This is a genomic window from Maribacter flavus (assembly GCF_008386635.1).
Classification (GTDB): Bacteria; Bacteroidota; Bacteroidia; order Flavobacteriales; family Flavobacteriaceae; genus Maribacter; species Maribacter flavus.
Genome location: NZ_VUOE01000001.1, coordinates 2037857 through 2057100 on the forward strand (window position 1 = coordinate 2037857; position 19244 = coordinate 2057100).

General features: G+C 42.5%; 15 protein-coding genes. 5 read left to right on the forward strand and 10 right to left on the reverse strand.

Annotation, left to right across the window (positions count from 1 at the left end):
• Positions 1 to 350: 350 nt before the first annotated feature.
• The 7 genes from F0361_RS08800 to F0361_RS08830 all read right to left on the reverse strand — a co-directional run bounded on the left by F0361_RS08800 (position 351) and on the right by F0361_RS08830 (position 9680).
• The gene (locus F0361_RS08800) at positions 351 to 1685 is read right to left on the reverse strand and encodes an MBL fold metallo-hydrolase (protein ID WP_154918070.1); all 1335 of its coding nucleotides are present in this window, start codon (positions 1683 to 1685) and stop codon (positions 351 to 353) included.
• A gap of 160 nt (positions 1686 to 1845) precedes the next feature.
• Positions 1846 to 3516, reverse strand: a complete 1671-nt coding sequence (locus F0361_RS08805; RefSeq protein ID WP_154918071.1) for a SulP family inorganic anion transporter — start codon at positions 3514 to 3516, stop codon at positions 1846 to 1848.
• Positions 3517 to 3674: 158 nt separating this feature from the next.
• On the reverse strand, positions 3675 to 5168 hold the full coding sequence (locus F0361_RS08810) for an alpha-L-fucosidase (RefSeq protein ID WP_154918072.1): 1494 nt from the start codon (positions 5166 to 5168) through the stop codon (positions 3675 to 3677).
• A gap of 385 nt (positions 5169 to 5553) precedes the next feature.
• The gene (locus F0361_RS08815) at positions 5554 to 6132 is read right to left on the reverse strand and encodes a DUF1349 domain-containing protein (protein ID WP_246160845.1); all 579 of its coding nucleotides are present in this window, start codon (positions 6130 to 6132) and stop codon (positions 5554 to 5556) included.
• 408 nt (positions 6133 to 6540) lie between these two features.
• Positions 6541 to 6999, reverse strand: coding sequence for an SRPBCC domain-containing protein (locus F0361_RS08820; protein WP_154918074.1), 459 nt, complete (start codon positions 6997 to 6999; stop codon positions 6541 to 6543).
• Positions 7000 to 7732: 733 nt separating this feature from the next.
• The gene (locus F0361_RS08825; RefSeq protein ID WP_154918075.1) at positions 7733 to 8803 is read right to left on the reverse strand and encodes a carboxylesterase family protein; all 1071 of its coding nucleotides are present in this window, start codon (positions 8801 to 8803) and stop codon (positions 7733 to 7735) included.
• A gap of 4 nt (positions 8804 to 8807) precedes the next feature.
• Positions 8808 to 9680 (reverse strand): AraC family transcriptional regulator, encoded by an 873-nt coding sequence (locus F0361_RS08830; RefSeq protein ID WP_154918076.1) that lies wholly within the window; start codon positions 9678 to 9680, stop codon positions 8808 to 8810.
• Positions 9681 to 9879: 199 nt separating this feature from the next.
• On the opposite strand from F0361_RS08830, the gene F0361_RS08835 reads away from it, so the two are divergent.
• From F0361_RS08835 to F0361_RS08855, 5 genes are read left to right on the forward strand one after another with little or no spacing between them, the layout of a single operon-like run.
• A complete protein-coding gene (locus F0361_RS08835; protein ID WP_154918077.1) occupies positions 9880 to 11040 on the forward strand; it encodes a cytochrome P450 in 1161 nt (386 codons plus the stop codon).
• Positions 11040 to 11348, forward strand: coding sequence for a 2Fe-2S iron-sulfur cluster-binding protein (locus tag F0361_RS08840; protein ID WP_154918078.1), 309 nt, complete (start codon positions 11040 to 11042; stop codon positions 11346 to 11348). The genes F0361_RS08835 and F0361_RS08840 overlap by 1 nt, the downstream gene beginning before the upstream one ends.
• Complete coding sequence (locus F0361_RS08845; RefSeq protein WP_154918079.1) at positions 11349 to 12617, forward strand: NAD(P)/FAD-dependent oxidoreductase; 1269 nt, start codon at positions 11349 to 11351, stop codon at positions 12615 to 12617.
• Entirely contained in the window at positions 12607 to 13725 is a 1119-nt protein-coding gene (locus tag F0361_RS08850; protein ID WP_154918080.1) for a Zn-dependent alcohol dehydrogenase, read from the forward strand. The genes F0361_RS08845 and F0361_RS08850 overlap by 11 nt, the downstream gene beginning before the upstream one ends.
• Positions 13726 to 13737: 12 nt before the next feature.
• Positions 13738 to 14547, forward strand: coding sequence for an alpha/beta hydrolase (locus F0361_RS08855; RefSeq protein ID WP_154918081.1), 810 nt, complete (start codon positions 13738 to 13740; stop codon positions 14545 to 14547).
• A gap of 592 nt (positions 14548 to 15139) precedes the next feature.
• On the opposite strand, the gene F0361_RS08860 is transcribed toward F0361_RS08855, so the two are convergent.
• The 3 genes from F0361_RS08860 to F0361_RS08870 all read right to left on the reverse strand — a co-directional run bounded on the left by F0361_RS08860 (position 15140) and on the right by F0361_RS08870 (position 19153).
• Positions 15140 to 16708, reverse strand: a complete 1569-nt coding sequence (locus F0361_RS08860; RefSeq protein ID WP_154918082.1) for a carboxylesterase/lipase family protein — start codon at positions 16706 to 16708, stop codon at positions 15140 to 15142.
• 269 nt (positions 16709 to 16977) lie between these two features.
• On the reverse strand, positions 16978 to 18462 hold the full coding sequence (locus F0361_RS08865; protein ID WP_154918083.1) for a cellulose synthase family protein: 1485 nt from the start codon (positions 18460 to 18462) through the stop codon (positions 16978 to 16980).
• A gap of 1 nt (position 18463) precedes the next feature.
• The gene (locus F0361_RS08870; RefSeq protein ID WP_154918084.1) at positions 18464 to 19153 is read right to left on the reverse strand and encodes a glycosyltransferase family 2 protein; all 690 of its coding nucleotides are present in this window, start codon (positions 19151 to 19153) and stop codon (positions 18464 to 18466) included.
• Positions 19154 to 19244 lie beyond the last annotated feature (91 nt).

A 19244-nucleotide genomic window follows, 5' to 3' on the forward strand; every position in this document is an offset into this window, starting at 1 on the left:
CCAATAGAAAAAGAAAAGTGCCGCAAATAGAGTAAAAAGCTTTACATAGTCCGTTCGTTCCAACTGAAAGGCTAGACTATAGTAAAAAACCATGGAGAACAGCGCAAAGAGCAAGGGCAGTCTATGGAGTTGAAAATACGTTGTCAGCCTTCTGGGCACGTTATTAAGTTTGGTTGAACAAGCACACTAATTTAGCGGATTATTTCAACTCCAAAAATATGAGCTTCTCAAAGTGTTTGAAATTCGTTTATATAACGATATCCAGGATTGTCTCTCACGCAAAAACTCGGGGGTATTTTTGGTTGTATTCTTTTCAAAAAGGCAAGAGGCTTTAGCCAAATCCATAGATATTAGGTGTTTTTGAATTCCTTTACCTCCTCACCAAGGTCCAAAACTTTGGCATTTTGCATTAGTTTTTGAAGCAAACTACTCCCGGCTGCACTTCTATACCCTCCCGCGCAATGCACGACAATCGGTTTGTCCCGCGGTATATCCTTGTATGTATTTCTAAGATTGTTCAGGGGATGTGTTAAGGCCCCTCCAAAAAAGGTTCCTTCATTGATTTCGCTTTGGTTACGAATATCCACAATGGTATAATCGGAGGGATTCTTTTTGAAATCGGATAAATCCAGTCCATTGCTCTGCTCCAAATGCTTTTTATCCGGGGTTATGACCGATTTTAATTGGCTTTCATACCCAATTTTGGACACCCTATTCAATATTGCTTCCAAGTCATACGGATTATCGATGACGATATGGAAAGGCTCTTCCGGTGCTATTATGGAACCCAACCAAGTTTCGAATTTGTCTTTTGGTGAATTGGCCTGTATGTTAATGCTCCCCGGTAAATGGCCTTTCTTAAAGTCCGATTCATTTCGTGTGTCCACAAGCCATCCATTTTCCATGGCATTGAACTTAAACTCTATAGACGCTGTCGCCTTTCTAACATTCTTTGAGCCCATTTTGTTTATGTCCACGTTAAAACCAAAATAGGAGGGAATAAAGGGCTGACTATCCAATAAATAGCTTGTAAATTCCTCCTTGGTCAGTTCCTTAAAAGCCCAGTTTCCCTGCCGTTCCTCTCCTAAGGTACTGCTACTGGCGGAACTTAAATTTTTACCACAGAGCGAACCCGCTCCGTGTGCAGGATACACTATGGCCTCGTCCGGTATACCTTTGAACTTGTTCCTTATGGTGTGATACATCATTTCAGCCAATTCTTCACGCTTTGCCTTCATGTTGCCCGACTTCTCCCTTAAATCAGGTCTTCCAACATCGCCAATGAACAACGTATCCCCAGTAAAAAGAGCCATTTGATTATCATCTTTGGCGATTATCGTGATACTGTCCGGGGAATGCCCCGGCGTATTAATGGCCGATAACGTTACGTTTCCCAGGTTCAAGGTAACACCTTCGTCAAATGCGGTAAAGGGATAAGAGGCACCCAACTTTTCGCTGTTGTAAATCGTAGCACCTGTTTCCTCATGTATTTGAAGATGGGAACTTACAAAATCGGCATGGGGATGTGTTTCCATGACCGCAACGATATCCGCATCGTTTTCATGGGCATACTCATAATATTGTGTGGGATCTCTTTCCGGGTCTATGATGGACATCTTCCCATCGCTTATTATGGCATATGAATAATGGGCCAAAGGGGCATATTCAAATTGCTTTATAATCATAATGTGTAGTTCTCTATTTTTAAAAAAGTATCCCAAATAAAATAGGACATTCTATAAAAATAGACAGTAACAAAGGTTACATTGAACTTCATTTAAGAAAAATTTTGACCTGATAAAGCGCATGGTTCGCTCCAAAAGGAAAAGTCCTGTAAATCGAAAATCAGCTCGATATTTCGCCTGCTTTCAATTTGTCCCTAAGATAGGAATAGCTATCCCCAATATGCTCAAAAATATCTTCGGGAGGTATAAGGTCAGGAATAATATCCACGGCCTCCAACATGTCCCTGGGCTGCTCCTTCAGACCCACCAAGATCACCTCAATATTTTCCAGTTCAAGGTCCAAAATCACTTCTTCCAAGGTATATAGCCCGGTCTGGTCCATGTAGGGTACGCGGTCCATGCGTATGATTACCGCTTTTACATCCTGGGAAAGGGTCTTGATCTGGTCCTTGAAATAAGAAGTAAAACCAAAGAACAAGGGCCCATATAAATGTTTAACGATGACCTTGTCCTTGTATTTATCGTAAAACTCTATCTCGTCCTGCCAAGGTTTCTCTCCGTCTATTTCGGCTATATTTCCCACTTCCAGTCCTTTTTCGCCTATGTCGCCGGATTTTTTCATGAACAACAGACAAGCCAGGGCAATCCCGATTCCTACGGCGTGTATCAAGCTACCAAACGTGGTTACGGACAGCACCAACAGAAGTACGACGGCATCGGCCTTGGGTACTTTTCGCAAATGCTTCAACCCCTTAAAATCGATGATCTTAAACCCGATGGGAATCAGCAATCCGGCCAGAACACTGAGCGGAATGTGCGCGGCCAGTTGTCCAAGCCCCAATAAAACGGCCAAAAGAAATAGGCCATGGAAAATCCCCGATAAACGCGTTTTCCCGCCCGCATTGATATTCACCACGGTACCCTTGGTGGCTCCCGCCCCGGGAATCCCGCCAATGGCGGCCGCCAACATATTTCCAATTCCCTGCCCAATGAGCTCCCTGTTGCTATTGTGCTTGGTCTTGGTCATATTGTCCGCGATTACGGAGGTCAACAACGAATCGATACTGCCAAGAACGGCCAATACCAAGGCAAATTCTATGATCTTTGGATAGGCACTTGGGGGAACGCTAAAGATGCCCCCAAGTTGGAAGGCGGGCAATCCGGACGGAATCTCCCCGATCAAAGGCACGTCCATTTTAGCAAAATAGGATATCAAGGTCGCCACGATCAATGCCACAAGGGCACTGGGAACGGCCTTGGTGATTTTCGGGAAAATGAAATACACTACAATGGTTATGGCCCCCAACAACAGGGCATTGAGATTGATTTCGGATGCAATTCTAGGTAAATCCTTTATGACCGATACGGTCGACTTTGCCGAGTCCATGCCCAAAAATGGAAAGATCTGCAAAATAACGATGATAAGGCCCACCCCGCTCATGAATCCAGAGATTACCGGATAGGGAAAATATTTCACATAGCCCGCTATATTCAAAAATCCAAAAATGACCTGAAATGCGCCACCCAATAAAAACGTCAATAATATGATGTTCATGGAACCCTCCGCACCACCGTTCATTTGCATGGCAGTAGCCACCAAGGCTGCCGATACCACGGTCATGGGACCAGTTGGACCACTGGCCTGCGTCTCCGTTCCCCCAAACATGGCTGCAAAAATACCTACCGCTATGGCCCCATAGAGCCCTGCCGTTGCACCGAGGCCGGACTGTACACCAAAGGCCAAGGCCAAGGGCAAGGCGACAACCCCGGCAACCAAGCCACCTGTAAAGTCCCCTTTTAAATGTTTGGTGTTGAATAGTTTATTGAGCATAGCGTTCTATTTTGGTTTGTTGGTCCTAACAATATAAAAAGTTGGTATCGGAAATTCCGTATTCGTAAGATACCAAATTCAATTGTTTAACAGTTAAACAAATGATTTATGCCTAAAATATGAAATACTGCATATTTGCATTGACCCATTCAAGGAAATTACTCCAATCGTGATACCTTGATAGTCCAAACATAGTTGCTAGGGGGATTCTTCCGGATGGATCTTGGAATGTTTACCACGAAGCCTTCCTCTTGGGGCGTCCACTTCAAAACCTCATCATATCCCAAAAGCGTTACGGTACTTCCTTTTTTGGGCCGATGCGATTTTATGGGAATCGTTGCCGGTATTTCCGTTTCCCCTTCCTTCGCGAGGTACAGAAAGTAGGTTGTACCATCCTTCTGTTGGGTCATACAAATGTTATCCTCTTTGTAGGGCGCCAAGGTATGGCTATTGTAAATGGCTTCGTTGTTGATATCCATCCACTTTCCATATTCCTGGAGCAAATTATAGGCACCCGGGTCCCATTCCCCCTCAGGCGATGGGGCAATGTTCAACAACAGATTACCTCCCTTGGCCACAATATCCACCAACATTTGTATACCCTCCTTACCTGTCATGTAATTGGAATCCGGCGTGTAGGACCAGCCATCACCTGAAATGATGCAGGATTCCCAAGGGTAGGGCAGTTCCTTTTCCGGTACGCGGTTTTCCGGGGTAAGGTAATTTTGATTTTTTCCGTAAACGGCACGGTCCACGACAATGAGCCCGGGTTGTTTTTCACGGGCCTTGGTCACCAGTTCGTCCATGCGGATATCCTGGGATACCATTCTGTGTTTTATGAAACCATTTCCCGAAGCGTTTTCGGTAAACTTTTCCGCATAGTTTTCCTCCAAGTTCTGTTGATCCCGTTTTTTGACCCAACCGCCATCGAGCCAAATAATGTCCACCTTGCCATAGTCCGTCAGTAATTCCAACAATTGATTATGCGTGAACTGTACGTACTTTTCCCATTTTTCAGGATATAGGGCAGGGTCATAGTTTACATTCCTGTCCTGTGGCGGAAAATAGGGGTCCCAGTAGTTTTTATGGTGCCAATCCGGTTTGGAAAAATAGGCACCTACCCACATATCCTTCGCCCTAAAGGAATCGAAAATTTCCTTGGTGATATTTGCCTTGGGATGTTCGCTAAAGGCACATCCTGGGTCGGTAACCTTATAATCCGTGTATTTGGAGTCGAACATGGAGAATCCGTCATGGTGTTTTGTGGTAAAAACCACATAGCGCATTCCGGCGGCCTTGGCGGCATCGGCCCATTTATCAGGGTCAAATTTTACAGGGTTAAACGTCTTTTTAAGATCCTCGTACTCCTTTTTATATTCAAAATAGTTTTGGGGATTGCTTCCTTTGGTACGTTCGCACCAACCGTAGTCCTCCGGACAAATGGACCATGATTCCACGATGCCCCATTGGCTGTAAGCGCCCCAATGCATTAGTAATCCGAATTTAATATCCTGCCATTGATCCAGTTTTTCCAGGACCAAGGGGTCCGTTTCGGGCACATACCGTTCATCTTCCAAGATGGCCTGGGCGAAGGAATAGGAGGTAAACAGAAGGATTAAGGCGATGGCTAATTTTTCCAGCGAAGTTTTCATGGTTGATTACGTTAAGACCGAAAATTGAAAATCGTTTAAATAAGCTGAAATATAGCAAATCTGGAAATCAATAATAAGAAGAAGGCTCCTAAAGGTTGATAAAAATAAAAGGGCCAAGTAAAGTGCTCTAGAGGTCAAATTTTGGAAATAACTTTTAGTAATTAGTTCAATGATCTGGATTATTGGCAGTTGTTTTTAGAATAATTTACCATGTCCTTTTTTTCATAAGTTCAGGAATGCTGCGGCAGATTGGCCATAGAAATCTATTATGAATTGGGCTATAATGGTCTATTTTAGGCGTGCTGCCTTAAAATGATTCTTCATTTATCCATTGGTTTTAGTCCACGCATAAGAAGCATTGTTATTTTAAGCAGTGTGACAATGGTTATTTTTTTATGCTTTCCAACCATTCCAATCTTTTCAAGTCCGCTAAATGTTTGATGGTAAATCCTTCAAAGATGGCTTTAAAGCCATCTCCATTTGGACTTGCCGCCATCATACCCACCTTTACCGGAATCCTATCTTTTAGATAGCATAGGTTGCTCATCGCATAGTCCTTGCCATCCAGGGAATAATATATTTCTACCGCATCTAATCTTCTAATAATCTTAATCCATACGGATTTAGGTCTTTCCAATAATCTAATAATGCTCCAGCTACTTTGACGGTTCGTTACTACGGTACTGTAATTATACATGCCGTCAACATATTCAATTCCAGTTTTTATCCAATGTTTTTCGTTAATACGTAACATCATCCCCATTTGGTCATATTGGGTTTTATAGGAACCTGAAATTTTTAAGGTGGCCTCAAACTCGCCACCTCTGACAGTATAATAAAACGGACCATCGTCTACCGTAAATCCATAATGTGTTTTACGCCAATAGTCTGATTGCGGGGTTACGAACAATTCTAATCTGTCGTCTGAAATGTTCCAGGAGCTTGGTTCATTATACCAGTTCATGGAATTTAAGTTTTGTGAAGAAGCTTTGTTTGCCATGGGTTTCATTCCTAAAATTGTATGCTATTTAATCGCGTTTGTGACCGTACTGCGAGTAAAGTAATGTGAGTTAAAAAGGTCTATTTTCATTGGGCCAAGATAAGGCTTCCCACCTTCTGGATGTTTGTATGGTGCATTTCTTACTTTATATGGATTTCAAATGAAATATAACGAAAGCCCTTTAGAAAAATATGGTTATCCTTTCAAATTTGGAATTGAAGCTATCCAGTTGGGCTAGATGAGCAAAGACAATAAATTTTGAAACAAGCGGCTACCATTGCAAAATCTGGGCTGTCCTATGATGAGAACTATGTATCGAAATTGAACTAAAAGAACTTGTTTTTTAACTCAGCATCTATGTTAGGTGCAGTTTTATTTTTCTGAAATCTCTTTCAATTTGTCTAATGCGCTGGGATAAGTATTATCAAAGTAGTCAAGGTATTCATCAACAACATCCAGCTCCACAATTACGGTAGTGATTCCATTGTTTTCTTTGAACTTATAGTTTTCAAGTCCGCCAGCCCATTTTTCTACCTTTTCCCCAGTTGTTATTTCATTCTCTCCATCCAGAATACCATAGTGACGAATTGAAACAAAATCGGCAGGTTTGTTTTCAACAATTTCCGAAACCATGCCTCCTTTTTTACCATTTTCATCTAATCCGATAAAATGAATTTTACTTCCTTTATTCCAGCTTCCCTCAAAAGTTGATGTTGGGTTAAAAGCTGACGTCCAATATTCATAGGTGGATTTATCATTTAACCCTAGCATCGCTTCATAGACATTTTGGGATGAAGAATTTATCTTCTTTTCGTATTTGATTTTTTTCATCACTCGATATTAAAGTTTTAAATTAATCTTTTTATCCAACTCCAGAGTTATGATATGAAAAGATTTTGTTCGGGTATTTTAATGATTCTCAAAAATTGCAGCTAACGCCGCGCTATGCGTAGTCCGGCGAATTTTAAGGAAATAAAGCAAATTCATTTGCGGTATTGGTAATAAAATTGGCCGACCTTCCGAGTGAAGCGAACACATGAATACTTTAAGAAAAATAAAAAGGCATGAATAAATTACATATAGAGTCCTGATATGTCGAGTAGCAGAGCCTTAGCGGCGGTCTTTACAAAGAGGTCCCTTATCCTACGGCCAATGTAATTTAGTTCACTGTTTTTTATTCTTTGCTAGCTGAGTTCATGAATCTCGCAAGCTCGATTTGGCATGGCGCAGAGCTTGTGCTGAGTTTATCGAAGTAATGATGTCGACTAGCTTTTGGTGCGGGAATTGCGCTAGCAATGCAACTAAAGTACGCCGCAGGCGACCAAGAGGAGCGACCGATGAATTCCTTTGAAAAAATTAGAAATTACATGAATAATTCGACATCATCGCATAAATATGTGTGATCATAGTTAATGATAAGAAAGCTAAACCCTAGGAAACATACCATGGGAACCATCGACCTTGCCAGTTTGCTCCTAAATAAAAAGGGGCCCTTGTTCATGGCCCCTTTTCTGCATTGTTCATTTGTTCAGATTCATATTAAATGTAAACATGAAATATCCGGCTAATCCAGTGGCCTGATCATTTTCATCAACTCCCGGTCATGATTATGCACTATGCGGCATTCCGTATCAAAATACATCGTGGCGCCATTGTCTGCGGTATAGGGTTCCCACTCTGGAAGTACCCCTTGTACGTTGGGATTTCCCGTTTTTACAAAATTGATCCAGGCAGAACTCATCTTCTCGGCCAGCTCCCAGGCATCCTCTCCATTGCCGGTCCAGTCTGACCTTAGATCGACCGTATTGAAGGCCAAAGGAATGTCCAAACCATGGAACGAACCCTTAGAGGCATCTTCAACGGGGCTTTTCCATGCCAATAGGTACGCGTATACTGGGGCGTCCGATTCTTCGGCCCTAGCATCGGCAGTACGAATTGTATAGGGCCTAAACATTTTATCAATGGACAACAGGTCCTGAGGGGTATAATCCGGATACGCTTTTTCGTATAGCGATACAAATTCATCGGTCCCGTCTCCATATTCCTTGGCCAGACTGTCCTTTGCCTGTTCCAACGTAAGTGTCTTGTTTCCATAGGCGACAGGCATCAGCTCGTTCAAGGTTGAACCGATCATCACGGGAATGTTTTTTGAAATATCCGCAAAACCTGGGCTAAAAGGTTGTTGAAGCAATACCTCGCCATCTACCGAGGGTGCAAAACCAAACATTCCGGATGAACCCGGAATTCTAGGGCCCGAAATTTCGGCTACGGCCTCATTTCCTGCTTTCACAAGATCATGATACGGAATGGTGTCCAGCTTTTTAACGTCTTCAGGGGTAAGGTTTAATTTCTCAAGCACGGTTGCGGCCAGTTTCTGTGACTTCTCTTGGGTCATTGAATTAATCAAGGTACCGCTTTGTATAATCGCCTTGTTGAACAATCCTTTCGCAGCTGGCATGCACATTAAGGTGCCTACTTTTCCGCCACCCCCGGATTTATAATCGCCAATGTATTTTTGTTGCTCCTCAGGAGTAACTTCTATGTAGGAATCACCCCAGGCATCTCCTAAATTTCTGAGATAGTCTATGGTTTTTTCTAAATTTTCAATTTGGTCAGGGGTCATTTTATCTTTCATTCGTTCACCTGCTTAGGCATGGTCCAAAAGACTGATGCCATGGGGATCCATGCTCCTTTCTGTACACTGTAGGCGTAGTACCGTATTGTGCTTTAAACTTTTTAAAGAAAAAGGGTAAGGTTTCGTAACCGCACTTATAGGCAATATCCGCTACCATATAATCCGTGTCTACCAGCATCTTAGCCGCTAAATTTATTCGGTATTCATTTAGGTACGTAAAAAAAGAACGTCCCATCATCTTTTTAAAGAATCTAGAAAAGGCCTGCTCAGATAAATTCACAAGTTTAGCCATAGCTATAAGCTGTATTTGGGTGTGGTAATTGGCAGCAACAAAATCGTGCACCTTTGCCATGCGGTTATTGTGTTCCCAAGGCATTTCTTTGGTAAATTTTGCGGTAGATAATTTTCTGTAGGGTAAGGTACTTAACTGTGCTAACACCTGTAATAACTGTAAGTATTGCGCTGTTCCGGTTAATTGTGGCAAGGTTTTTATTAACGGTAATATTTTAACCGTACTTCTAGTAGAAAATATAAGCCCATGACTTGCAGCTTGCAGCAAATCTTTAATTGCTTGCATTTCTGGTATGGCCGTAATAATCTCTTGGTTCCATTGCACTACTATAGAGGCACTGCTTACCTTTTCTTGCGCATGATTTTTCCAACAGTGCGGTAAATTAGCATTCAGTAACACCAATTCTCCTGGTACATAGTTGCTTACATGGTCTCCTATAAATTTAGTGCCTTCGCTAGAGGTTATGTAGGTAAGCTCACATTGCGGATGTATATGCCATGGAGCATCAAAGTGAGCCCCTTCATAAGCATAGGCAAGGATGTTACTATTTTCCGTAAATGGTATGGCTTCTAACTGCGGTTTCAATCAAAAAATGTTTTCTATTGTGTTGGTAAAAATATCTTATTTAGTTAAAGATAGACAGAATAGATTAGTAATATGCGTAAATACGCTACTTAAGCAGTTGTTTTTATTTAGATTTTTGTGATTATCTGTTGTGTTCTATTATCAATATGGTAATAGAAAACAAGATAAAACAATAATATAGCAATTAATTCTAGTAAAAATGGGAGTGAGCGATTTTCCAGATGCGTTTAAGGACACCAGAGCGACTAAAGGCGTATGTCCGTTTAATGATCAAAACGACTCAGTAGCCATGTTGCTTCGGTTTAAAGATGTTAGAAAATCGGCCCATGACTACAAATCCTTTATTTCTGGTGCACAACCGGGGCGTATTGTAGTACCTTCAGAAGTAAACATTAGAGATACCCGCCAAATTCCTTTTGAGGTAGACCCACCAGAACATACGGAATATAGGGCCTTGGTAGAAGATTGGTTTAAAAGACCCTTAGATGCTGCATATGAGGCTGGTTTAGAGGCAATAATTGCTGCGGAGCTAGACCGTGTATTGGTAAAGGGTAGGATAGAAGCCATTGCAGAACTGTCTTTACCCATACAATCCAGAGCTTTAACCTTGTTGTTGAATATTCCGATGAAGGAGGCCGAAACTTGGATTTCTTGGGGAACTCACGTTTTTCGTAGTGAGGATAGCGACTTGGATGGGGATAAAGCTGCCATTTTGTACGATTATATAGATGCGGAAATAGATAAGTTAATTGCCAATCCTGATGACAGCTTGTATGGTGTGCTGTTACAATCAGAATACCAAGGTAGAAAGATGACTAAGGAAGAAGTAAAAGGAGTGCTCATCCTCACTTTTGCTGGTGGTAGAGACACCATCATCAACTACCTTACCAATACCTTGGCGTATTTGGCAGAACATCCAGAAGCCATTACAGAGTTGAGAGACAATCCAGAGTTGTTGAATACGGCCATAGAGGAATTAGTACGATATTTTTCGCCCTTAACACACATGGGGCGCGTGGTGGCTCAAGAGAAAGAAGTAAGTGGCCATGTGGCCAAGGAAGATACCCGTGTAAGTCTATGTTGGGCTTCTGCCAATAGGGACGAAGCCATTTTTGAAAACCCAAATGCGGTAGTCCTAGACCGTAAGATGAATCCGCATGTGGCCTTTGGTTTTGGTACCCATAAGTGTTTGGGAGCTACCCACGCCAGACAATTAATGAAGGTGTTTTTACGGGTATTTACACAGAAAGTAGCGAAGCTTACCGTGGTCAAGGCGGTAGAAAATATAGAAGACTGGGGCGAACACCAACGCAAAGTCGGTTTTGATAGTTTAGAAATTGAATTAAATCCAATAAAATAATGGCAAAAATTACATACATCACTAAAGCAGGTGAAAGTTTGGTATATGAGGCAACCTCCGGAAGTTTAATGGAACTCGCGGTAAAGAATAAGGTACCGGGTATTGATGGCGATTGTGGGGGTGTTTGCTCTTGCGCCACTTGCCATGTACACGTTGCTCCTGCTTATTATGAAAAGCTAGGAGCGCCTTCTGAAATTGAAGCGGATATGTTAGAGTTTGATGATAATGTTAATGAGTACAGCCGTTTGTGCTGCCAGATTCCGGTTACAGATGCCGTTGACGGTATCACAGTAGCGGTGGCCAACTAAATGGAGCTGCAGACCAAAAATAAGACCTGTGCAATTGTAGGTGCTAGCCATGCTGGGGCCAACTGCGCTATGGAGTTGCGCAAACAGGGTTGGGAAGGGGCTATTGTTTTAATTGATGCTGATGAAAACTTGCCTTACCATAGACCGCCATTGTCCAAGGCGTATTTGTCGTTAACGGATGGGGGCGATTTTAACCCTTTATTTGCTGCAGAGCGATACGAGGAAGAAAACATTACCCTAGCACTAGGCGTAACCGTAACAGCCGCAGATGCTACCTCCAAGACCTTGGCACTCAGTAATGGCACTAGCGTAAAGTACGATGCTTTGGTTCTAGCTACAGGAGCATCGGCCTTTGTACCGCCAATACCGGGTATAGAAACTTGTTCTGGCGTTCATGTTTTACGTAGTGCTAAAGATGCTTTGGCCATACAAGCTGGTTTTAAAAATGCCAAGGACAAAAATATCGTCGTAATCGGTGGAGGATATATTGGTTTAGAAACGGCTGCTTCTTTACAAAAGATGAGCGGCAAGGTTACGGTACTGGAATGCGAAGAACGTTTGTTAGCCCGTGTAGCCCCAGCGGCATTAGCTCATTTTTTTCAGGAACTACACACTGCCAAGGGCGTAACCATAAAAACAGGTGTTTCTGCGCAAGACATACTTCAGACCAAAGATGGCACTACCGTAACGGGTACGGATGGTGTTACTTATCCGGCAGACTTGGTTTTAGTAGGCGTGGGGGTTAGGCCCAACAGCGTCCTAGCAGAAAAACTGGGAACAACGCTAGAAAATGGCATTAAGGTAAATGAACAACTACAAACTTCTGTAGCAAATGTTTATGCAATTGGGGATGTGGCGCAGTTTTACCATCCTAGATACCAAAAATGGATGCGTTTGGAGAGTGTGCAAAATGCGGTAGACCAAGCTAGAGCTGTTGCGGCAAACATCTTAGGTATACCTACCAATTATAACGCGTTGCCTTGGTTTTGGTCAGACCAATATCATATTAAACTACAAATGGTAGGCTTGTCTCATGGCTATACAGACTTAGTAGTTAGAAAAGAGGACGATAAAGAAGACTGTTTTTCTATTTGGTATTTTAAAGATGATGCCTTACTGGCGGTAGATGCTGTAAACAATGGGAAAGCCTTTGTGCTGGGAACAAAATTTATTAAAAACAACACATTGGTAGACAAGGAAAAATTAGCGGATGCTAGCATTCCTTTTAAGCCGAATACCCTAATAAAATATAGAACGAATGTCGATTAAAGCTAAAACTGCTGTTGCCACTGGCGATGGTAAATTTATTATAGATACGGTAACCGTAGCGGAACCAAAAGCAGATGAAGTTTTGGTGAAAATTAAAGCAGCGGGGCTATGCCATACCGACTATGATTCGCTCACTTGGGGAAAACCTATTGTTATGGGGCATGAGGGAGCAGGAGTTGTAGAAACCGTAGGTGCTGCGGTAAAAGATTTTGCGGAGGGAGACCAAGTTATTCTGAATTGGGCTACGCCTTGTATGCATTGTTTTCAATGCCAAGAAGGCAATCAGCATATTTGCGAAAACAATTCTCCTGTGGTGGCAGGAGGTAACGGTCATACCCCAGGCCACGCCCATTTAGAAGGGACGCAATGGCAAGGAAAGGCCATAGAGCGTTCTTTTAACTTAGGAACTTTGAGTGAATATGCATTGGTAAAGGTATCGGCATTGGTAAAAGTATCGGAAGAAAACTTAAATTTTTCGGCAGCAGCTATTGTTAGTTGTGGTGTAATGACGGGCTACGGCTCGGTAGTAAATGCAGCAGAATTGGTCGCAGGCAGTACTTCAGTGGTTCTAGGCTGTGGCGGAGTAGGCCTAAATGCAATTAATGCATGTGCCATTTCTGGCGCTCATAGGATTATCGCTATAGACATCAATCCAAATAAATTAGAATTAGCCAAGCAGTTTGGCGCAACGGACATAATCTTAGCAGACAAAGATGATATAGGCTTAAACAAAGCAGCTAAGGAAGTAGAAAAATTATTAGGAGGTAGGTTAGCAGATTATGCGTTTGAGTGTACTGCGATTCCCGCTTTAGGTGCAGCACCATTGGCTATGGTTAGGAATGCCGGTACAGCAGTACAAGTAAGTGGTATAGAAGAAGAAATTACTATAGACATGCGTCTGTTTGAGTGGGATAAGATTTACATGAATCCCTTGTACGGAAAATGTAGACCACAAATAGATTTTCCTAAGTTGATGGGTTTGTATAAAAAGGGCGATTTGCTCCTAGACCAAATGATAACCAAAGAATACAAGCTAGACCAATTGGAAGCCGCTTTTGCCGATATGTTGAAAGGAAAGAATGCCAAAGGAGTAGTTGTTTTTGATTAATACGAAATAGTAATGCAAGGTTCCTTTAGAACAATAGAATTGTCTGATGCTCCCTACGAGTTTGATGGATTGCGTTTTTTAACCGTAAAAACACCAAATTTAAAGGGTAGGGGAGATATCTGTTTGTATGTGCCAAAAACCGAACAACCATTAACGGATTTACCCATTTACATTTTACTGCACGGCGTTTATGGAAGTGCATGGGTTTGGGCATTAAAAGGTGGTGCACACAAAACTGCATCGGAACTTATGCAGCGCAAACAGATAAAACCAGCTATTGTTGCTATGCCTTCTGATGGGTTATGGGGCGATGGCTCCGCCTATTTTCCACATCATCAGAAAGATTTTGCACGTTGGATTGTAGAAGACGTACCCTTGGCCATAAAAGAAAATATTCCAGAAGCAAGTTCAAAAAGTAAATTGTGTATTGGTGGTTTGTCCATGGGTGGTTATGGTGCCTTGTGGTTAGGTAGTCAATATCCAGAGAAATTTTGTGCTATTTCTGCGCATAGTGCTATTACGCGCTTAGAGGAAATGGCGCTGTTTGTAGAAGAACCCTTAACCGACTACACTCAAGCAGCGAAGACGCCCGACGTAATCGATTTAATAAAAGCTCATCAAACTAAAATGTCGCTACTACGTTTTGATTGTGGTGTCGGGGACGAGTTGATAGCGGGCAACAGATTACTGACCCAACAACTACAAGACCTAAATTTTCCGCATATTTACGAAGAATTTCCGGGAGGGCACCAATGGGAATATTGGCAGACCCATGTACGGAAAACGTATCAGTTTTTTAATATATCAATCGCCCAAGATTAACCGAGGTAAAAACAAGGTGATTTCTGGCAATAAGGTGACCAGTGTCAATAGTAAAAAGCTAATATCTAACGCCGCGCTATGCCTAGTCCGGCGAATTATATGGAAATATAGCAAATTCACTTGCGGTATTGGGAATAAAATTGGCCGGCCAGATTACGTATGGCGTCCTGATATGTTGGGTTGTTCAGCAGTAGCGGCGTTTTTGGCAAAGAGGTCCCTTATCCTACCGCCATGGTAATTTAGTTCACTGTTTTTTATTCTTTGCTAGCTGAGTTCATGAATCTCGCAAGCTCGATTTGGCATGGCGCAGAGCTTGTGCTGAGTTTATCGAAGTAATGATGTCGACTAGCTTTTGGCGCGGGTATTGCGCCAGCAATGCGACAAAAGTACGCCGCAGGCGCATTCGACATCATCACATAAATATGCGAGATCATAGTTAATGATAAGAAAGCTAAACCCTAGGAAACATACCATGGGAACCATCGACCTTGCTAGTTTACCCCTAAATGAAAAAAGGGCCTTTGTTAATGGCCCCTCTACTGTATTGTTTATTTTTCAAAGTTATCCTAAAATGGTAAAATGTCTTGTAACACTAATCCAAAGGTTGGATGAAATTCATCAATGCCCGATCATGGTTGTGTACAATTCGGCATTCCGTGTCAAAATACATTGTAGCTCCATTTTCTTCGGTGTATGGCTCCCATTCGGGAAGTACGCCTTCCACATTGGGATCTGCCTTTTTTACGAAATTGAACCAAGCAGAACTCATCTTGTCAGAGAGCTCCCAAGCATCTTCACCATTGCCCGTCCAGTCTGCCCTAAGATCAACGGTATTGAACGCCAAGGGAATATCCAAACCATGAAACGAACCTTTAGAAGCTTCCTCAACGGGGCTTTTCCAGGCCAATAGGTACGCGTATACAGGTGCATCTGTTTCTTCGGCCCTGGCATCGGCAGTACGAATGGTATAGGGCCTGAACATTTTATCTATGGACAACAGATCCTGAGGGGTATAATCCGGATACGCTTTTTCGTATAGCGATACAAATTCATCGGTCCCGTCTCCATATTCCTTGGCCAGACTGTCCTTTGCCTGTTCCAACGTAAGTGTCTTGTTTCCATAGGCGACAGGCATCAGCTCGTTCAAGGTTGAACCGATCATCACGGGAATGTTTTTTGAAATATCCGCAAAACCTGGGCTAAAAGGTTGTTGAAGCAATACCTCGCCATCTACCGAGGGTGCAAAACCAAACATTCCGGATGAACCCGGAATTCTAGGGCCCGAAATTTCGGCTACGGCCTCATTTCCTGCTTTCACAAGATCATGATACGGAATGGTGTCCAGCTTTTTAACGTCTTCAGGGGTAAGGTTTAATTTCTCAAGCACGGTTGCGGCCAGTTTCTGTGACTTCTCTTGGGTCATTGAATTAATCAAGGTACCGCTTTGTATAATCGCCTTGTTGAATAAGCCTTTCGCCGCAGGCATACACATTAAGGTACCTACTTTTCCACCACCCCCGGATTCTCCCACAATGGTCACATCCGAAGGGTCTCCCCCAAATTTTGCAATATTGTTTTTGGTCCATTCCAGCGCTTTTACGATGTCCAGCATGCCCACATTTGCTGATTGTGCATAGGAATCGCCATAAGCGGACAGGTCAAGAAATCCTAGAATGTTTAATCTATGATTGACCGAAACCATTACAATATCTCCTTTCTTGGCCAAGGCCTCTCCATAAGTCATGGGGTCGTTACTGGCACCCACAAAAAATCCACCCCCGTGTAACCAAACCATTACGGGACGTTTTTTACCGTCTTTTATTCCACGGGTCCAGATGTTGAGGCTAAACAAATCCGTCTCGCTCTGCATCTCATCAGGATACCAAGGCACTACTTGTCTGGCTACAGGCCCAAAATCCGTACATTCGCGTACATCGTCCCAAGCCACTGGATCCTGTGGAGGCATAAATCTTTCTGCCTTCGCATAGGGAATTCCCTTGTAGGCATAAACGCTATCATTTACGCTTCCGGTTATCTTTCCGTTGGTGGTTTCAATTACCAAATCTACTTCTGCGTTTGGTTCTGGGTCGGATTTACAGGAGGTAAAACTTATTGCCGCAAAAAAGAGAAATAGCGTACACGTCTTTAATAATGGTCTCATAATTTGTTCGGTATTACAGATTTAATTAGTGTTAAATGTACACTAAAAAATTAGTTTACCATAACATTGTTTTTTCCACGTTTCTTAAAGACTCTTCTTTTGGTGAATCGCTTTAACTTTAATCGTGTTCCCCAAAACCCTTTGAAATACCATTTCTTTCTTCGTTCTTGAGATTGGTTTTTTCCAGTACCATAAAAGTTTTGCGGGTCATATATTGCAATAAAAAAGGACGGCCATAGCCGTCCTTTATATTTAAACAAATTTGTCTTTTATGCCCTGGCCGTTAAGCTCTTAAAGAATACAAAGCTAAAGCCTAGGAACAACATAAAATGGAATGGGAACAGTCCAAAATCATTTAAAGGTACTGCACTGTACATGCCAAAAAGGAAGTACAGCATTAAGGCGAATTCCAAAACCATGTTGGGGGACAGTTTCTTTGCCAAATATTTGTTGCCCTTCCAGCTTTGTGTCAGGTTATTGATATTGAATTTGGGGGTACGTACAAATTCACTTCTTTTGCCCATGTGGCCCTCCAACACCGCGATGGAGTTGTGCAAAGAAAAGCCCAAGGCCACCGAGAAAAAGGTAAAGAACAGTTTTATATAGTCCACAAAATTGTCGAAACTACTGCCCTGTACGCTCTTGTAGGTAAACCAATAACAGATAAAAAGGATGATTGTACTAAGGATAAAGAAGCTGGTCGCCTCAAATACCCACGCCAAGTGCCCGTACATGTTTTTGATGTACAACATAGGAATACTCAACAAGGCCACAGTGAACACACAAAGGAACATACTACTGTTCAACAAGTGCATGACACCATGAAATTTGGTTTTAAAAGGAATGTTTTTGGCGGTGATTACGCTCCAAACGGTCTTTCTAAAGTTTTCCGCGCCGCCCTTGTTCCAACGGAACTGCTGCGAACGGGCCGCACTGATTACGACAGGAAGCTCGGCGGGCGTCTCCACATCCTCCAAATACTTAAATTTCCAATTCTTCAACTGGGCACGATAGCTCAAGTCCAGGTCCTCGGTTAAGGTATCGCCTTCCCAGTTACCGGCATCCAAAATGGTCTCTTTTCTCCAGATACCCGCCGTACCGTTAAAGTTGATAAAGTGACCTTTGGCATTTCTACCTACCTGCTCCAAGGTGAAGTGCGCATCCAAGGCAAAGGCCTGTATTTTGGTCAAGGTGGAGTAGTCACGGTTCAAGTGTCCCCAACGGGTCTGTACCACGCCAATTTCCGGATCCTTGAAATAGATAACGGTTTTCTTCAACCAATCCGAAGACGGCATAAAGTCGGCATCAAAAATAGCGATGAACTCGCCTTTTGCAATCTTAAGACCCTCTTTAAGGGCACCGGCCTTAAAGCCCGTTCTATCCGTTCTGCGGATATGCTGTATGTCCAATCCGGTTTCCTGAAGTTCGGATATGCGTTGCGCGGTAACGGCCACGGAGTCATCCGTAGAGTCGTCCAATACCTGAATCTCCAACTTGCTTTTTGGGTATTCAATCTTGGCAATGTTTTCCAACAACCGCTCCATTACATATTCCTCGTTGTACACAGGAAGCTGAATGGTCACAAAAGGAATTTCCTTGGGGTCCAATAAATTGAATTTTGGAGCCGTTTGGTTCTTCCTTTTTTGGGAAAGATAATTGACCAGAAGGTTCAATTGGGCCAAACTGTAAAAGAAGATCAACAGCAGTGAAATGCTATAGATCGCGATGATAATGTAAGAGATGGTAAGTGCCATATTATTTTAAACTGTATTTAAAGATCCAACCCAATATTTTTACTCCGGCAAAGATAGTACCTTTTACCGTACCGGACACTTTTGAAACACCAATTCTTTTTTTGTAACGCACTGGTACTTCGGTATATGCCATTTTTTTTCGCAAAATTTTCAATTGCATTTCTACCGTCCATCCGTACGTTTTGTCCTCCATTTTCAATTCTTTGAGACTTTCGTATTTTATCGCCCTAAAAGGTCCCAAATCCGTAAATTTAGAGCCAAAAAACAAGCGCATTAAAAATGTGGCCAATTGGTTGCCAAAAACCTGTTGCGGGGTCATGGAACCTTCCTCCCGCAAACTTTTTTTTCTGGCCCCTACAACAAAATCAAGATCGTTTTCAATAATGGGAGCTACAAGCCTATCCAATTCCTCCGGATAGTCGGAGTAGTCTCCGTCGATAAATACGATAATATCCGGTTGTTTGGATTGCTTGGCGATGTAATCCATTCCACAAAGACAGGCATATCCATACCCTTTTTTGGTCTCGGTAAGCACGGTAGCCCCAGCCGCACGGGCGTTTTCAACGGTTGCATCGGTAGATGCATTGTTAATAACTATTATTTCGGAAACCGATTTTGGAAGGTCGTGAATGACGTGCGCAATGGAATCTGCTTCGTTGAAGGCGGGAATAATGACTTTAATGTCCTTCATTATCTTAATTGAAAAGGCGGTTCACCATCTAAAGGGAATTAGGTCGCAAAAGTATCAATAACTTACCATCTTTTGGGATGTCACTTTTAAT